This window comes from Sphingomonas sp. Leaf9, assembly GCF_001421355.1.
Classification (GTDB): domain Bacteria; phylum Pseudomonadota; class Alphaproteobacteria; order Sphingomonadales; family Sphingomonadaceae; genus Sphingomonas.
The window spans coordinates 22,058-35,839 of record NZ_LMKC01000003.1; the positions used below are offsets into that span (position 1 = coordinate 22,058).

Sequence of the window (13,782 nt, forward strand, 5' to 3'; positions counted from 1 at the left end):
GCCATGATCGCACCCATCGTCACCTGGGCGGTCGAGAAGCGCTGGCTCGTCCTGCTCCTCACCGCCATCGCCGCCGTCATCGGTGCCTGGTCGCTCTATCGCCTGCCGATCGACGCCGTTCCCGACATCACCAACAACCAGGTGCAGATCAACGTCCGCGCGCCCGCGCTGTCGCCCGAACTGGTCGAGAAGCAGGTCAGCTTCCCGATCGAAACCGCGCTCGCCGGGATCCCCGGCCTCGACCATACCCGTTCGCTCAGCCGCAACGGCTTTGCGCAGGTGACGGCGGTCTTCTCCGATGCGACCGACATCTATTTCGCGCGGGCGCAGGTCGGTGAACGGTTGCAGGGCGTGGCGGAGGCGCTGCCCGGTGGGGTCACGCCGGAAATGGGGCCGATCTCGACCGGCCTGGGCGAGGTGTACATGTACACTGTCCGCCTGCAACACCGCGCCGACGACCGTCACCGTCCGGGCGAGCCGGGGCAGCAGCCCGATGGCAGCTACATCACCCCCGAAGGCGAACGGCTGACCAGCGAAGAGGACAAGGCGACCTATCTGCGCACCGCGCAGGACTGGATCGTCACCCCGCTGCTCAAGACCGTGCCGGGCGTCGCCGGGATCGATTCGATCGGTGGCTATACCAAGCAATATCTGGTGGTGCCCGACGTACAGCGGCTGGCGGCGCTGGGCCTCACGCTCAACGACCTCGCGACCGCGCTCGAACGCAGCAACTCCAGCGTCGGCGGCGGCTTCGTCAGCCGTAACGGCGAGGGGCTGGCCGTGCGGTCGGATGCGCTGATCCGCAACGCCAGCGAACTGGCGCAAAGTGTGGTGGCGACTCGCGAGGGCGTGCCGATCACGCTGGATCAGGTCGCAACCGTGCGCGCCGGGCAGGCGGTGCGCATGGGATCGGCATCGGAAAACGGGACCGAGGTCGTGGTCGGCACCGCCGTCATGCGGATCGGTGAGAACAGCCGCACGGTCGCGACCGCCGTCGCCGACCGGTTGCAGGCGATCAACGCCTCGCTGCCGCCCGACGTGGTGGTGCAGCCGGTGCTGGACCGCACCGCGCTGGTCAACGCCACCATCGCGACGGTTGCCCGTAATTTGAGCGAGGGCGCGCTGCTGGTCGTCGTCGTGCTGTTTCTGCTGCTCGGCAATTTCCGGGCGGCGCTGATCGCGGCGCTGGTCATCCCGGTCACGATGATGCTGACCGGCTTCGGCATGTTGCGCCTCGGCGTGTCGGCCAACCTGATGAGCCTGGGCGCGCTCGATTTCGGGCTGATCGTCGACGGAGCGGTCATCATCGTCGAAAACGCGCTGCGCCGGCTGGCCGAGCGTCAGCATCAAGCCGGGCGGCTGTTGTCCGTGCCCGAGCGGCTGGAGACGGTCGCGGCGGCGGCGCGGGAGATGATCCGCCCGTCGGTCTATGGACAGGCGATCATCGTCCTCGTCTATATCCCGCTGCTCACGCTGACCGGGGTCGAGGGCAAGACGTTCGTGCCGATGGCGCTGACCGTCATCATCGCGCTCGCCTTTGCCTTCATCCTGTCGATCACCTTCGTTCCGGCGATGATCGCGTGCCTGCTGACGAAGCGGGTGGAGGAACAGGATGGCCGGATCGTCGCGTGGCTGAAGCGGCGCTACGAACCCGGCCTCGCGCGGGCGATGCGCCGCCCGACGATCACCATCGGTGCAGGCGTCGCCAGCCTGCTGGTCGGCGCACTGGCATTCTCGACGCTGGGGCAGGTGTTCCTGCCGCAGCTCGACGAAGGCGACCTGCTGATCCAGGCGCTCCGCATCCCCGCGACGTCGGTGCAGCAGAGCCAGGCGATGCAGGTACCGATCGAGCGGCTGATGGCGAAGCAGCCCGAGGTGCGCTTCGTCTTTTCCAAGACCGGCACCGCCGAACTGGCATCCGATCCGATGCCGCCCAATGCCACCGATATGTTCGTCATCCTGAAACCGCGCGACCAGTGGCCCGACCCCGGTCTGACCAAGGACGCGCTGGTCGAACGGCTGGAGACGCAGCTCGCCCGCATCCCCGGCAACGCCTATGAAATCACGCAGCCGATCCAGATGCGCTTCAACGAACTGATCGCGGGCGTGCGCGGTGATATCGCGGTCAAGGTATTCGGCGACGACTTCGCCACCATGAACCGCACCGCCGACCAGATCGCCGGGGTGCTGCGCCGGACGGCGGGGGCGGTCGACGTGAAGGTCGAACAGACCGCCGGCCTGCCGATGCTGGACATCCGGATAAATCGCGATGCGATGGCGCGGCTGGGCGTCACCGCGCAGGATGTGCAGGACACGGTGACCGCCACGATCGGCGGGCGCACGGCCGGCATGATCTTCGAAGGCGACCGGCGCTTCCCGGTCGTCATCCGCCTGTCCGACACCGACCGCGCCGATCTGAACCGGCTGGCGCAGGTGCAGGTGCAGGTGGCGGGCGGGGCGTTCGTGCCGCTGGCCAGCGTCGCGACCTTGCGCATCGTCGATGGCCCGAACCAGATCAGCCGCGAAAACGGCAAGCGGCGCGTCGTTGTGCAGGCCAATGTGCGGGGACGCGACGTCGGATCGGTCGTGGCGGATGCGCAGGCGACGATCGCGAACGAGGTCCGCCTGCCGGCCGGCAGCTATCTGCAGTGGGGCGGCCAGTTCGAAAACCTCGCCTCCGCCAGCGAACGGTTGAAGCTCGTCGTGCCGGCCTGCTTCGTCCTCATCCTGCTGCTGCTCTATGGTGCACTCGGCAATCTGCGCGATGCGGCGATCGTGTTCACCGGCGTGCCGTTCGCGCTGGTCGGCGGCATCCTGCTGCTGTTTGCGCGGGGGATGGACTTCTCGATATCGGCGGCGGTCGGGTTCGTCGCGCTGTCGGGGATCGCGGTGCTCAACGGCCTCGTGATGCTCAGCTCGATCCAGGACCTGCTGCGCACCGGCATGTCGCGGGCCGATGCCGCGCGGATCGGCGCGATGCAGCGGTTGCGGCCGGTCGCGATGACGGCGCTGGTCGCCAGCCTGGGGTTCGTGCCGATGGCGCTCGGCCATGGCGCGGGGGCGGAGGTGCAGAAGCCGCTGGCCACCGTCGTCATCGGCGGTCTCGTCTCGGCAACGCTCCTCACCCTGTTCGTGCTGCCGACGCTCTACGCCCGCTTCGGCCGGACGCGGGCGCAGGAGGAGGGGGAGGGCGCTGGGGCGGCGGTCGTGGCGTAATTCCCCACGACGGGGGCGCGTCACAGCGGCGCGCAGGTTGCGCGGATCGTTAGCGGAAACGCTCGCGTTATCCTTGCCACCAATCCGGCCGGCGCGTCATCCCCGACGCGCCGGCCAAGCCCCGTGAGGAGACGCCATGACGGACCTGACCGCACGCCTGGCCGGGCAGCGCGCCGCGTTCGGGACCGAACCGTGGCCAGTCCTCGCGGAACGGCGATCGCGGCTCGACCGGCTCGATGCGCTGACTCGCGAGCATGAGGATGCGATCGTCGCGGCGATCGACCAGGACTTCGGCGGTCGTTCGGCGCACGAAACCCGGCTGGCCGAATTGTTCGTCGTGTCGGGTGCGATCCGTCATGCCCGATCGCACCTCAAACGCTGGACCCGGACACGCGCCGTCCCGACCGCGCTGCAATTCCGCCCGGCGTATAACCGGCTAATGCCGCAGCCGTTGGGCGTGGTCGGCATCGTCTCGCCGTGGAATTATCCGTTCCAGCTTGCACTCGGCCCCTGCGTCGCCGCGTTGGCGGCGGGCAATCGGGTGATGCTGAAGCCGTCCGAACTGACCCCGCATTTCTCCGCGCTGCTCGAACGGCTGGTCGCGCGCTATTTCGATCCGGCCGAGGTGGACGTGGTGACGGGCGGGGCGGAGGTCGGACGCGCGTTCACCTCGCTGCCGTTCGATCACCTGTTCTTCACCGGCTCCACCACCATCGGGCGCGAGGTGGCGAAGGCCGCCGCCGCCAATCTGACGCCGGTCACGCTCGAACTGGGCGGCAAGTCGCCCGCGATCATCGACGACAGCGCCGACATTGTGCAGGCGGCGGGCCGGATCGCGTTCGCCAAGCTGCTGAACGCCGGGCAGACCTGTGTCGCGCCGGACTACCTGTTGGTGCCGCGCGGGCGGGGGCAGGAGGTCGTGCACGCGATCGTCGCGGCGGTGCGGCGGCTCTACCCGGAAATGCCGGAAACGCCCGACTACAGCGCGATCATCTCCCCCCGGCACCGCGACCGCCTCACCGCGATGGTCGAGGATGCGCGTGCCCTTGGCGCGGAGGTCGTGACCATTGGCGAAGGGGCGGATGCAGGGCCGAAGTTTCCACCGACCCTGCTGCTGGGCGCGACGCGCGCCATGCAGGCGATGCAGGAGGAGATTTTCGGTCCCGTCCTGCCGATCGTCGAATATGACGGCATCGACGCCGCCATCGCCCATGTCACGGCGGGGGATCGTCCGCTGGCGCTCTACTGGTTCGGCAGCGACGCCGTGCGACGCGACCGTATCCTGCGCGAAACCCATGCCGGCGGCGTCACGATCAACGACTGCCTGTGGCATCTGGTGCAGGAGGAGCAGCCCTTTGGTGGCGTCGGCGCCAGCGGGATCGGCGCCTATCACGGCGAATGGGGATTCCGCACCTTCAGCCACCTGAAGCCGATCTTCCATCAATCGCGCATCGCCGGAACCGCGCTGTTCAGGCCACCCTATGGCACGAGTTTCGAACGGCTGATGGGGCTGCTGCGTCGCCTGTGACGCCTTTGGCGTATCAGCGGTCTCGCCAAGGCGTTGCTTCCATATTAGAAGATGCTACATAAGCATATCCTTAAGGAAGTGCGATCATGCTCAGGCCGCCGATGGACATCGCGACGTTCGAGAAAAAGGCTGGGGCGGTCGCCGATACGCTGAAGGCGATCGGCAATAGCCGGCGACTGATGCTGCTGTGCAAGCTGGTCGAACATGGGGAGATGACGGTCGGCGACCTCGGGCGTGATGTCGGCCTGTCGCAATCCGCCTGCTCGCAACATCTCGCCAAGATGCGGGACGAGGGGCTCATCGCCTTTCGGCGGGAGAGCCAGACGCTGTGGTACCGGATCGCCGATCCGCGGGTCGAGACGCTGCTCGCCACCCTTTACCAGCTCTATTGCAAGGATTGATGCCCGTGACCGCGACGCCGCTTTCCCCCGCCGATGCCCGCCTCGCGATTGATCGCGGTGCGCGCCTGATCGACATTCGTGGTGCCGACGAACATGCCCGCGAGCGTATTCCCGGCGCGATCAGCCTGCCGCTCGATCGCATCGCCGACCTGCCGCGTGATGGCCGACCGGTCGTCTTCCACTGCCGCACGGGGATGCGCACGACGGCCAATGCCGCGCAATTGGTCACCGCGGCCGGCGGCGCCCCGGCGTTCCTGCTAGGTGGCGGCATCGATGGCTGGCGGCGTGCCGGGCTGCCGACCATCGCCGACCGTTCGCAACCGCTGGAGATCATGCGGCAGGTGCAGATCACTGCCGGTGCGCTGGTGCTGTCGGGCGTCCTCCTCGGCCTGTTCGTCGCGCCCGGTTTCTTCGCGCTGTCGGCGTTCGTCGGGTCCGGGCTGATGTTCGCTGGCGTAACCGGCTGGTGCGGCATGGCCCGGTTGCTCCAGGTCATGCCGTGGAACCGGCGCGCGGTGGCCGCATCGACAGCGCCACGATCCAGCTTCGATCCGCGGTAGAACCGCTGCTCGTCGTCGCGGATTACGCTGGTGGTCCCGACTGGCCTGTCCGCGCCGAACCTGTATGTCATCGGGCAGGTCGCTGACAGGAGTTGATGAATGGATCTGGTGTCCCGGCGGACGATGCTCGCTGCCCCGTGCCTCGGGACGCTCGCCATGGCGGTGGCGGCCGATGCCGCAACCGCTACGACCTCCGGCACCTTTGCCGACCTGCCAGCATGGATGGATTTGGTGTCCGTTCCGGGCGTGAGCTGGGCCATGTTGGACGGTGCCGGCGCGATCGCCTCCGGTGCGGTGGGCTATGCAAAGGCGGGGTCGGCGCGGGCGATGCCCGATACCCTGTTCGAAGCGGCATCGCTGTCCAAGGTCGTTCTCGCGGTCGCGATCCTCGACATGGCGGGGGAGGGACTGATCGACCTCGACCGGCCCGTCGCGGAGCATGTCGCCTTCACCACCGATGCCGCGACGCGGACGATCACGCCGCGCCACCTGCTTTCCCATGCCAGCGGCCTGCCCAACTGGCGCGACGAAGCGGGCGAGCCGTTGATCAGCGCGTTCGCGCCCGGAACCCGGTTCCGCTATTCCGGAGAGGGTTTCGTGCTGCTCGGTCGGTTGGTCGAGGCCGTGTCGGGCCAGACCGCCGCGCAGCAGGTCGAGGCGCGCGTCCTGCGACCGGCGGGCATGGCCCGGAGCACTTACGGCTGGGCGCGGGGTGCCACGCCGCCGGTTGCTTGGGCGCATGATGGCGGCGGCGGCGTCCTCACCGGCCAGGGGCCTGCGGCCTATGCGATTCGGCGCGATGCCGGCCCGGCAAAGCCGGTCGACCGGTGGACGCTGGCCGAGCGGGAGAAGGCGGCCATCGCGCTCGGCAAGCCGGCGATGCCCGTGTTCATGACGCCCAACATGGCCGCCGGGCTGTGGACCACCGCCAGCGACTATGCGCGGTTCCTGGCGTTCGCGAAGCGTTACCCGGCGCTGTCGACCAAGGCCGTTCGCGTGCAGGGAACGCTCGACTGGGGTCTGGGCTGGGGATTGGAAAGCGGTGGCGGGCGGCGTTTCGCCTGGCACTGGGGCGCGAATGACGGGGTGGCGAACCTGTTCGTCAAGGACCTGGCATCGGGCGTGGCGGTCGTGGTCCTCACCAACGGCGATGCCGGGCGCCGGGTGTATGAGCGTGCAGCGCGCGCCGTCTTCACACGCGAATTCGATGCCTTCAGCTGGCTGAAATGACCGTCGCCGATGCGCAGATATCCGACCCGAGAGAATGCCGTGATGACCCGCCCCGACCGCTATTCCCTGCCGATGCGTCTGCTCCACTGGACACGCGCCGCCCTGATCCTCGGACTGATCGCGCTGGGCTGGACGATGACGTCGCTGTCCGACGATGTGGCCGCAAAGTTCATCTGGCTGTATCCCGTCCACAAGGAATTCGGTGTCCTCGCCTTCCTGATCGGCGGCATTGCGCTGACCGTGCGCCGTCGATCGACCGTGCCGCCGCATCCGGCCGGGCTGGCGCGGTGGGAAAATCGCCTGTCCGGCATCGTCCAATATGCGATGCTGACGCTGGTCGTCGTCGTGCCGCTGATGGGCTATGCCATGTCCAGCTCGTTCACGCAGAGCGATGGCGTGCCGTTCTTCGGCCTCGAACTGCCCGAACTGCTGCCCAAGAACGATCATGCCTTCGCGCTGTTCGCACAGGCGCACGCGGTGCTGGCCTATACGCTGCTGGCACTGGTGGCGCTGCACGTCGCGGGCGTGGTCAAACATCGCTTCCTCGATCGCGGCCGTGACACCGATGTGCTGCCGCGGATGCTCTGACGACGCAGGCGGCGGTCGATACCGAACTGGCAGCCGAAGAAACCACTATACGGGCGCACGGCGGTATCGTTCGACCGCCACGCCTCGATGATCCATCTCGGCGAGCAGGTCGTCGTCCGGGCACGCGTCGCACCAGCCGATGCCAGACGATTTTACAAGGCTTTGATTGCCGCCATCTACCGTCAAACTCCGCGACGTGTCGCTGGAGTGGTGACCCCTACGGGAATCGAACCCGTGTTTCAGCCGTGAAAGGGCCGCGTCCTAACCGCTAGACGAAGGGGCCATCTGGTGGCGTGGACGGGCTGTTAGAAGAGGGTCGGCGATCGGTCAACAGCTATTTCAGATTTTTTGTTCAATCCGCCCACGCCATGTCGTCGATATGCAGTTCGGCGGCCGGGCGGCTGCCCCAATCGTCGAGCTTTGCGCGGCCTGCCAGCCACAGCTTGCGGTGCGGCGGTGCGCCCAGCAGCGCCATGCCCAGATCGGTTTCGGCCTGGCGAAAGGCCACGCCCTTGAACCGGCGGCCATCGTCGCCGGTCAGGATCGCGCGGACATGGCCGTTGCCGACCACATCCGCCTTCACAATCCGCACCGGCCCCGCCGCCACGCGCGGGGCGGGCCAGCCCATGCCATAGGGGCCGCCGGCCTCCAGCGCCTCGATCAGCAGCGGGCTGACCCCGCCGGGGGCGAGCACCGCATCGACCAGTAGCGCGCGGTCCTCGCGGGCGCGCTCGACCGGTTCGGCCATGCGCTGGTGCAGGAAGTCGGCGAGCGCGGGGATCGCGTCCTCCGCCACGGTCACGCCCGCCGCCGCCGCATGGCCGCCGCCCGCGCTGACCAGCCCGAGTTCCTTCGCCGCAAGGATCGCCGCACCCATGTCGACGCCGGGGATCGACCGGCCCGAACCCTTGCCCATGCCATGGTCGTCGATGGCGATCACCAGCACCGGGCGGCCGAGCTTTTCCTTCAGCCGCCCGGCAACGATGCCGATGACGCCCGGATGCCAGCCGCGTCCGGACACCACCACGCAACCGCGCGATTCCTGCGCGCGGGCCGACAGGTCGGCCGATGCCTGCACATCGCCTTCGATCAACCGGCGGTCCTCGTTCAGCCGATCGAGTTCGACCGCAAGGGTGCGCGCTTCCTCCGGGTCCTGCGTCGTCAGCAGGCGAACGCCGAGATCGGACTTGCCGACCCGCCCGCCGGCATTGATGCGTGGCCCCAATGCAAAACCGAGGTCGGTGGCGGTCGGCGCGCGGGTCAGGCGCGATGCCTCGATCAGCGCGGCGATCCCGATATTCTGTCGCCGCGCCATGACCTTCAGCCCCTGCGCCACGAACGCCCGGTTCAGCCCGCGCAACTGCGCCACGTCGGCGACGGTGCCGAGCGCCACGAGGTCGAGGAGGTCGAGCAGCTTCGGTTCGGGACGCCCGGCAAAGAAACCGCGTGCGCGCAGCGTCCGCACCAGCGCCGCCGCCAGCAGGAACGCGACCCCGACCGCCGCCAGATGGCCGTGCGCCGCGCCTTCGCCCTCATCCAGCCGGTTCGGGTTGACGATGGCGAGCGCGGGGGGAAGCGCGCTGGTGCATTGGTGATGGTCGACCACCAGCACATCGACCCCGGCGTCGCGGGTGGCGGCCAGTGCCTCGAACGCCTGCGCGCCGCAGTCGACCGTGACGATCAGCGTCGCGCCTTCGCCTGCCAGCCGCAGCATTGCCGGCGCGTTGGGGCCATATCCCTCACGCTGCCGGTCGGGGATATAGGGGCGGGCGGCAAGGCCCAGGTCGCGCAGCAAGCGCACCAGCAGCGCGGCCGACGTCGCGCCATCGACGTCGTAATCGCCGAAGATCGCAACCGGCTCCTGCGCCATCACCGCATCGGCGAGCCGATCTGCGGCGCGGTCCATGTCGCGGAAGATCGACGGATCGGGCATGAATTCGCGGATGCTGGGTGCCTTGTGCGCGGCAAGGCCTTCGCGCGGGCAGCCACGGGCCAGCAGGATACGGGTGACGAGATCGTCGGCGACGAACCCGTCGTCGCACACATCGCCCTCCAACCCGCGCCAGCGCCACGGCTGGCCCAGGATGGAGCGATGCACATTGAGTACGGAACGCATCGCCGCGCTGTACCCCGTGGGGGCAGGTGGGTCCAGCGGGGCGCATCTCCTCTGGAAATTTGAGGGCCAAACGCGCAAAGACGGCGCCATGAAGCGCAAGACCGGACAAGACCGCAGCATCACCGCCACCTGGCGTCCCGCAACGCAGGCCGTGCGCGGGGGCACCGCGCGCAGCGAATATGGCGAGACGTCGGAGGCGTTGTTCCTCACCTCGGGCTATGCCTATGACTGTGCCGGCGATGCCGCCGCGCGGTTCGCCGGCGAACAGGTCGGCATGACCTATTCGCGGCTGCAGAACCCGACGGTTGAGATGCTGGAGGAGCGCATCGCCCTGCTCGAAGGGGCGGAGAGCTGCCGCACCATGGCAACCGGCATGGCGGCGATGACCGCGGCCTTGCTCAGCCAGCTGTCGGCGGGCGACCATCTGGTCGGCGGGCGTGCCGCGTTCGGGTCGTGCCGCTGGCTGACCGACACGTTGCTGCCGAAGTTCGGCATTGAAACCGATGTGGTCGATGCGCGCGATCCGCAGGCGTTCATCGATGCCAGCCGCCCGAATACGAAAGTCTGGTTCTTCGAAACGCCGGCCAATCCGACGATGGACGTCGCCGACCTGACCGCGATCTGCGCGGCGGCGCGCGAGCGCGGGATCGTGACCGTGGTCGACAACGCCTTTGCCAGTCCCGCGCTGCAACGCCCGATGGAATTCGGTGCGGACGTGGTGGCCTATAGCGCGACCAAGCTGATGGAAGGGCAGGGCCGCGTCCTCGCCGGTGCCGTCTGTGGGACGAAAGCGTTCATCGACGACGTGCTGCTGCCCTTCACCCGCAACACCGGGCCGACGCTCAGCGCGTTCAACGCGTGGGTGGTGCTCAAGGGGCTGGAGACGCTCGACCTGCGGGTCATGCGCCAGTCGGAAAACGCGCTGAAGGTCGCGAGCTTCCTGGAAAAGCGCGTGCCGAAGATCAACGCGCCCGGCCTGCCGAGCCATCCGCAGCACGACTTGTGCATGCGTCAGATGAAGATGGCCGGGCCGATCTTCTCGTTCGAACTCGATGGCGGGCGGCAACAGGCGCACGGTCTGCTCGATGCGCTGCAGCTGATCGATATCTCGAACAACATCGGCGATTCGCGCTCGCTGATGACGCATCCCGCCTCCACCACCCATTCGGGCGTGGCCGAGGAAAAGCGGATCGAGATGGGTATTTCCGAGGGCATGATCCGCATCAATGTCGGCCTCGAGGACCCCGAAGACCTGATCGCCGATCTGGATCAGGCATTGCGGGCGGTCGCCCTATGAAGGCGCTGTTCCCGCACGAGGCGACGACCGGCGGTATCGTGGTGCGGGTATCGGCGACCTATCTGCCCGAACAGTCGCAGCCGGCGCAGGGGCGCTGGTTCTGGGCCTATCACATCCGGATCGAGAATGATTCGGAGCGGACGGTGCAGCTGCTCACCCGCCATTGGATCATCACCGACGGGCGGGGCGAACGGCATAGCGTGGAGGGCGAGGGCGTGATCGGCGAATTGCCCGTGATCGAACCAGGCGGCAGCTTCGATTATGTGTCGGGCTGTCCGCTGTCGACCTCCAGCGGGGCGATGCAGGGGAGCTATCACATGCTGGCCGATGACGGGGACACGTTCGACGTCGCCATCCCGCGCTTCGGGCTGCTGGCACCGGCGGTCGGCGCATGAAGCGGACGCACCTTCCGCTGAACGGGCTGCGCGTGCTGGACGCCGCTGCACGCCACCTGTCGTTCACCCGCGCCGCCGACGAACTGGCGGTGACCCCGGCCGCCGTCGGCCAGCAGGTCCGCGCGCTGGAGGATACGCTGGGCGTCGTCCTGTTCCGCCGCACGACCCGTGGCCTCGAACTGACGCCGGAGGGTGAGGCCGGGTTGGCTGCGCTGCGCGGCGGTTTCCTGCAATTCGAGGAAGCGGTGCGCGCGATGCAGGCGGGGCAATCGTCCAAGTCGCTGACCATTGCCGCGCCGCGCGACGTCACGCAAAAATGGCTGCTCCCGCGCCTGTCGCGCATTGCCGCCGCCGATCCCGAACTGCGCTTTGCGCTGGTCGCGGCGGACGATGCGCTCGACTTCACCGAAGCCAATCTCGACCTCGCGATCCGCTGGGGCGAGGGGCCGGGCGCGCATGAGGGCGAGGCGCTCGAATCGGACGGCATGGTCACCGTCGAGCGCGTCGGCGGCGGGGCGGATACCCGCATCGGCTGGCCCGGCTGCAACCCCGAGGATGCGACCGCGCTGGTCCGCGTCGCCGATGCCGGTCTCGCGATCGATGCGGCGGCGGCGGGGTTGGGGCGGGCGACCGTGCCCGAACTGCTCGCCCGCGATGACATCGCCGCCGGGCGCGTCGCGGTGACTGGTGAGCCGAAGTCCGGGCGGCTCGGCTATTGGCTGGTCGCGCCGTTGCCACAGTGGCGGCAGGCGAAGGTGAAGGCGCTGGTCGACGTACTGGCGGGGTAGCGCCCAGGCCACCCCCCCCAAGCTACCCCTCAAAGCCACTATTGCCTGCCCTCAACCCATTCTACCGCGCCGCCGCCTTGCCGTGTTGCGCCGTCCGCGCCATCTGGAAGCCATGCATACTGCTCTCGATACGCTCGCCCTGATCGGCAACACTCCGCTCGTCCGGCTGAAGGGGCCGAGCGAAGCGGCGGGGGCGGAGATTTTCGCCAAGTGCGAATTCGCCAATCCTGGCGCGAGCGTGAAGGATCGCGCCGCGCTGTCGATCGTCGAGGACGCGGAGGCGCGGGGCCTCATCCAGCCGGGCGGGACGATCGTCGAGGGGACGGCGGGCAATACCGGCATCGGCCTTGCGCTGGTCGCCAATGCCAAGGGCTATCGCACGATCATCGTGATGCCCGAGACGCAGAGCCGCGAGAAGATGGACACGCTGCGCGCGCTGGGCGCCGAACTGGTACTGGTGCCGGCCGCGCCCTATTCGAATCCCGGCCATTTCGTGCACACCAGCAGGCGTATCGCCGAGGAAACGCCGAACGCGATCTGGGCGAACCAGTTCGACAATATCGCCAATCGCCGCGCGCATATCGTCGGGACCGCTGCCGAAATCTGGGAACAGATGGACGGGCGGATCGATGGCTTCACCTGCGCGGCGGGGACCGGCGGTACGCTGGCCGGCGTCGGGCTGGGGCTGAAGGAGAAGGACGAATCGGTCACCATTGCGCTGACCGATCCGCACGGCGCGGCGCTGTACGATTATTATGCGCACGGCGAGTTGCGCTCCGAAGGATCGTCGGTCGCCGAGGGGATCGGGCAGGGGCGGATCACCGCGAACCTCGACGGCGCGCCGATCGATACCCAGTTCAGGGTGTCGGATGAGGAGGGCATGGTCTGGGTCCGCCGGCTGCTGGCGGAGGAGGGGCTGTGCCTCGGCCTGTCGTCGGGGATCAATGTCGCGGGGGCGGTGCTGCTGGCGCGGCAATTGGGGCCGGGCAGCCGGGTGGCGACGATCCTGTGCGATACCGGCTTTCGCTATCTGTCCACGCTGTACAATCCCGAATGGCTGGCGTCCAAGAGGTTGGCGGTCGACAGCGCGGCGACTTCGGCGTAACACCGCGCCCAGATGACGCCGCGATCGGACCAATCCCAATTATTGCAACGCCTGCGCGTCGGCGCGACCGGACTGGTGCTGGTCGTGCTGCTGATCGTGCTCGCCAGCGCCCTGTTCCGCTCGGCGATCGACGAGGCGCCGATCGGCGAGGATGTCGCGACGGTCGAGGAACAGGCCAACCTGGCGGTCGCGAATCTCACTCCGACCGGTAACCCGGACGAGCCGCTGGCCGAACTCGGCATTTCGCCTGGGGCCGCGCCCGGCGGGAATATCGCGACTCCCGAGATTCGCTGATCCCGGCCACGCACGTCGTCCCGTCGAAAACCGGGCTTACCCGACGATCGCGGGTGACAGGCGCCATTGCAGGTCCCGGCCTTCGCTCGGGTAGCGGATCGGCCCGCATTTCCCACGCCTTCCCATTCCGTCCCATCGCCGGTGGGGCATGGTCCCATCGCTGCGCCCGCGCTCACCCAAAAATACGGTGAGAACAAACAACGTACATCCCAGAATCCGCTATCCGAGTGGTGCTTTTTCCCACTCTCACCCAACTTCTCCCAT

Annotated in this window: 12 protein-coding genes and 1 tRNA gene; 11 read left to right on the forward strand and 2 right to left on the reverse strand. The window is 68.2% G+C overall.

Going from position 1 to position 13,782, the window contains the following annotated elements:
- Positions 1-3: 3 nt before the first annotated feature.
- The 6 genes from ASE58_RS07960 to ASE58_RS07990 all read left to right on the forward strand — a co-directional run bounded on the left by ASE58_RS07960 (position 4) and on the right by ASE58_RS07990 (position 7,523).
- Entirely contained in the window at positions 4-3,216 is a 3,213-nt protein-coding gene (locus ASE58_RS07960) for an efflux RND transporter permease subunit (RefSeq protein ID WP_055819733.1), read from the forward strand.
- 136 nt (positions 3,217-3,352) lie between these two features.
- Positions 3,353-4,744: a coniferyl aldehyde dehydrogenase gene (locus tag ASE58_RS07965; protein ID WP_055819735.1), complete on the forward strand. Its 1,392-nt coding sequence runs from the start codon at positions 3,353-3,355 to the stop codon at positions 4,742-4,744.
- A gap of 86 nt (positions 4,745-4,830) precedes the next feature.
- Positions 4,831-5,145 (forward strand): ArsR/SmtB family transcription factor, encoded by a 315-nt coding sequence (locus tag ASE58_RS07970; RefSeq protein WP_055819738.1) that lies wholly within the window; start codon positions 4,831-4,833, stop codon positions 5,143-5,145.
- A gap of 5 nt (positions 5,146-5,150) precedes the next feature.
- Positions 5,151-5,705 carry a rhodanese family protein gene (locus tag ASE58_RS07975; RefSeq protein ID WP_055820972.1) on the forward strand — a complete coding sequence of 185 codons (555 nt, stop codon included), beginning with the start codon at positions 5,151-5,153 and terminating at the stop codon, positions 5,703-5,705.
- 99 nt (positions 5,706-5,804) lie between these two features.
- A complete protein-coding gene (locus ASE58_RS17510) occupies positions 5,805-6,935 on the forward strand; it encodes a serine hydrolase domain-containing protein (RefSeq protein ID WP_082467815.1) in 1,131 nt (376 codons plus the stop codon).
- Positions 6,936-6,977: 42 nt separating this feature from the next.
- Positions 6,978-7,523 carry a cytochrome b gene (locus ASE58_RS07990; RefSeq protein ID WP_055819743.1) on the forward strand — a complete coding sequence of 182 codons (546 nt, stop codon included), beginning with the start codon at positions 6,978-6,980 and terminating at the stop codon, positions 7,521-7,523.
- A 208-nt stretch (positions 7,524-7,731) separates the two neighbouring features.
- On the opposite strand, the gene ASE58_RS07995 is transcribed toward ASE58_RS07990, so the two are convergent.
- A tRNA-Glu gene (locus ASE58_RS07995) sits at positions 7,732-7,806 on the reverse strand.
- Positions 7,807-7,875: 69 nt separating this feature from the next.
- Positions 7,876-9,639: a single-stranded-DNA-specific exonuclease RecJ gene (gene recJ, locus ASE58_RS08000; protein WP_055819746.1), complete on the reverse strand. Its 1,764-nt coding sequence runs from the start codon at positions 9,637-9,639 to the stop codon at positions 7,876-7,878.
- A gap of 88 nt (positions 9,640-9,727) precedes the next feature.
- Between recJ and ASE58_RS08005 the strand changes: the two genes are divergently transcribed.
- From ASE58_RS08005 to ASE58_RS08025, 5 genes are all read left to right on the forward strand, one after another.
- Entirely contained in the window at positions 9,728-10,936 is a 1,209-nt protein-coding gene (locus ASE58_RS08005; RefSeq protein WP_055819748.1) for a trans-sulfuration enzyme family protein, read from the forward strand.
- Positions 10,933-11,331 carry a Co2+/Mg2+ efflux protein ApaG gene (apaG, locus tag ASE58_RS08010; protein WP_055819751.1) on the forward strand — a complete coding sequence of 133 codons (399 nt, stop codon included), beginning with the start codon at positions 10,933-10,935 and terminating at the stop codon, positions 11,329-11,331. The genes ASE58_RS08005 and apaG overlap by 4 nt, the downstream gene beginning before the upstream one ends.
- Positions 11,328-12,119 carry a LysR family transcriptional regulator gene (locus ASE58_RS08015; RefSeq protein WP_055755626.1) on the forward strand — a complete coding sequence of 264 codons (792 nt, stop codon included), beginning with the start codon at positions 11,328-11,330 and terminating at the stop codon, positions 12,117-12,119. The genes apaG and ASE58_RS08015 overlap by 4 nt, the downstream gene beginning before the upstream one ends.
- A gap of 112 nt (positions 12,120-12,231) precedes the next feature.
- A complete protein-coding gene (locus ASE58_RS08020) occupies positions 12,232-13,224 on the forward strand; it encodes a cysteine synthase A (protein WP_055819754.1) in 993 nt (330 codons plus the stop codon).
- Positions 13,225-13,236: 12 nt separating this feature from the next.
- Complete coding sequence (locus tag ASE58_RS08025) at positions 13,237-13,518, forward strand: hypothetical protein (RefSeq protein ID WP_235513541.1); 282 nt, start codon at positions 13,237-13,239, stop codon at positions 13,516-13,518.
- Positions 13,519-13,782: the final 264 nt, after the last annotated feature.

What these genes read in the sequence shown, in the direction of transcription:
- ASE58_RS07960 (WP_055819733.1), top strand. Translation starts at nt 4, where the DNA reads ATGATCGCACCCATCGTCACCTGGGCGGTCGAGAAGCGCTGGCTCGTC.
- ASE58_RS07965 (WP_055819735.1), top strand. Translation starts at nt 3,353, where the DNA reads ATGACGGACCTGACCGCACGCCTGGCCGGGCAGCGCGCCGCGTTCGGG.
- ASE58_RS07970 (WP_055819738.1), top strand. Translation starts at nt 4,831, where the DNA reads ATGCTCAGGCCGCCGATGGACATCGCGACGTTCGAGAAAAAGGCTGGG.
- ASE58_RS17510 (WP_082467815.1), top strand. Translation starts at nt 5,805, where the DNA reads ATGGATCTGGTGTCCCGGCGGACGATGCTCGCTGCCCCGTGCCTCGGG.
- ASE58_RS07990 (WP_055819743.1), top strand. Translation starts at nt 6,978, where the DNA reads ATGACCCGCCCCGACCGCTATTCCCTGCCGATGCGTCTGCTCCACTGG.
- recJ (WP_055819746.1), bottom strand. Translation starts at nt 9,639, where the DNA reads ATGCGTTCCGTACTCAATGTGCATCGCTCCATCCTGGGCCAGCCGTGG.
- ASE58_RS08005 (WP_055819748.1), top strand. Translation starts at nt 9,728, where the DNA reads ATGAAGCGCAAGACCGGACAAGACCGCAGCATCACCGCCACCTGGCGT.
- apaG (WP_055819751.1), top strand. Translation starts at nt 10,933, where the DNA reads ATGAAGGCGCTGTTCCCGCACGAGGCGACGACCGGCGGTATCGTGGTG.
- ASE58_RS08015 (WP_055755626.1), top strand. Translation starts at nt 11,328, where the DNA reads ATGAAGCGGACGCACCTTCCGCTGAACGGGCTGCGCGTGCTGGACGCC.
- ASE58_RS08020 (WP_055819754.1), top strand. Translation starts at nt 12,232, where the DNA reads ATGCATACTGCTCTCGATACGCTCGCCCTGATCGGCAACACTCCGCTC.
- ASE58_RS08025 (WP_235513541.1), top strand. Translation starts at nt 13,237, where the DNA reads ATGACGCCGCGATCGGACCAATCCCAATTATTGCAACGCCTGCGCGTC.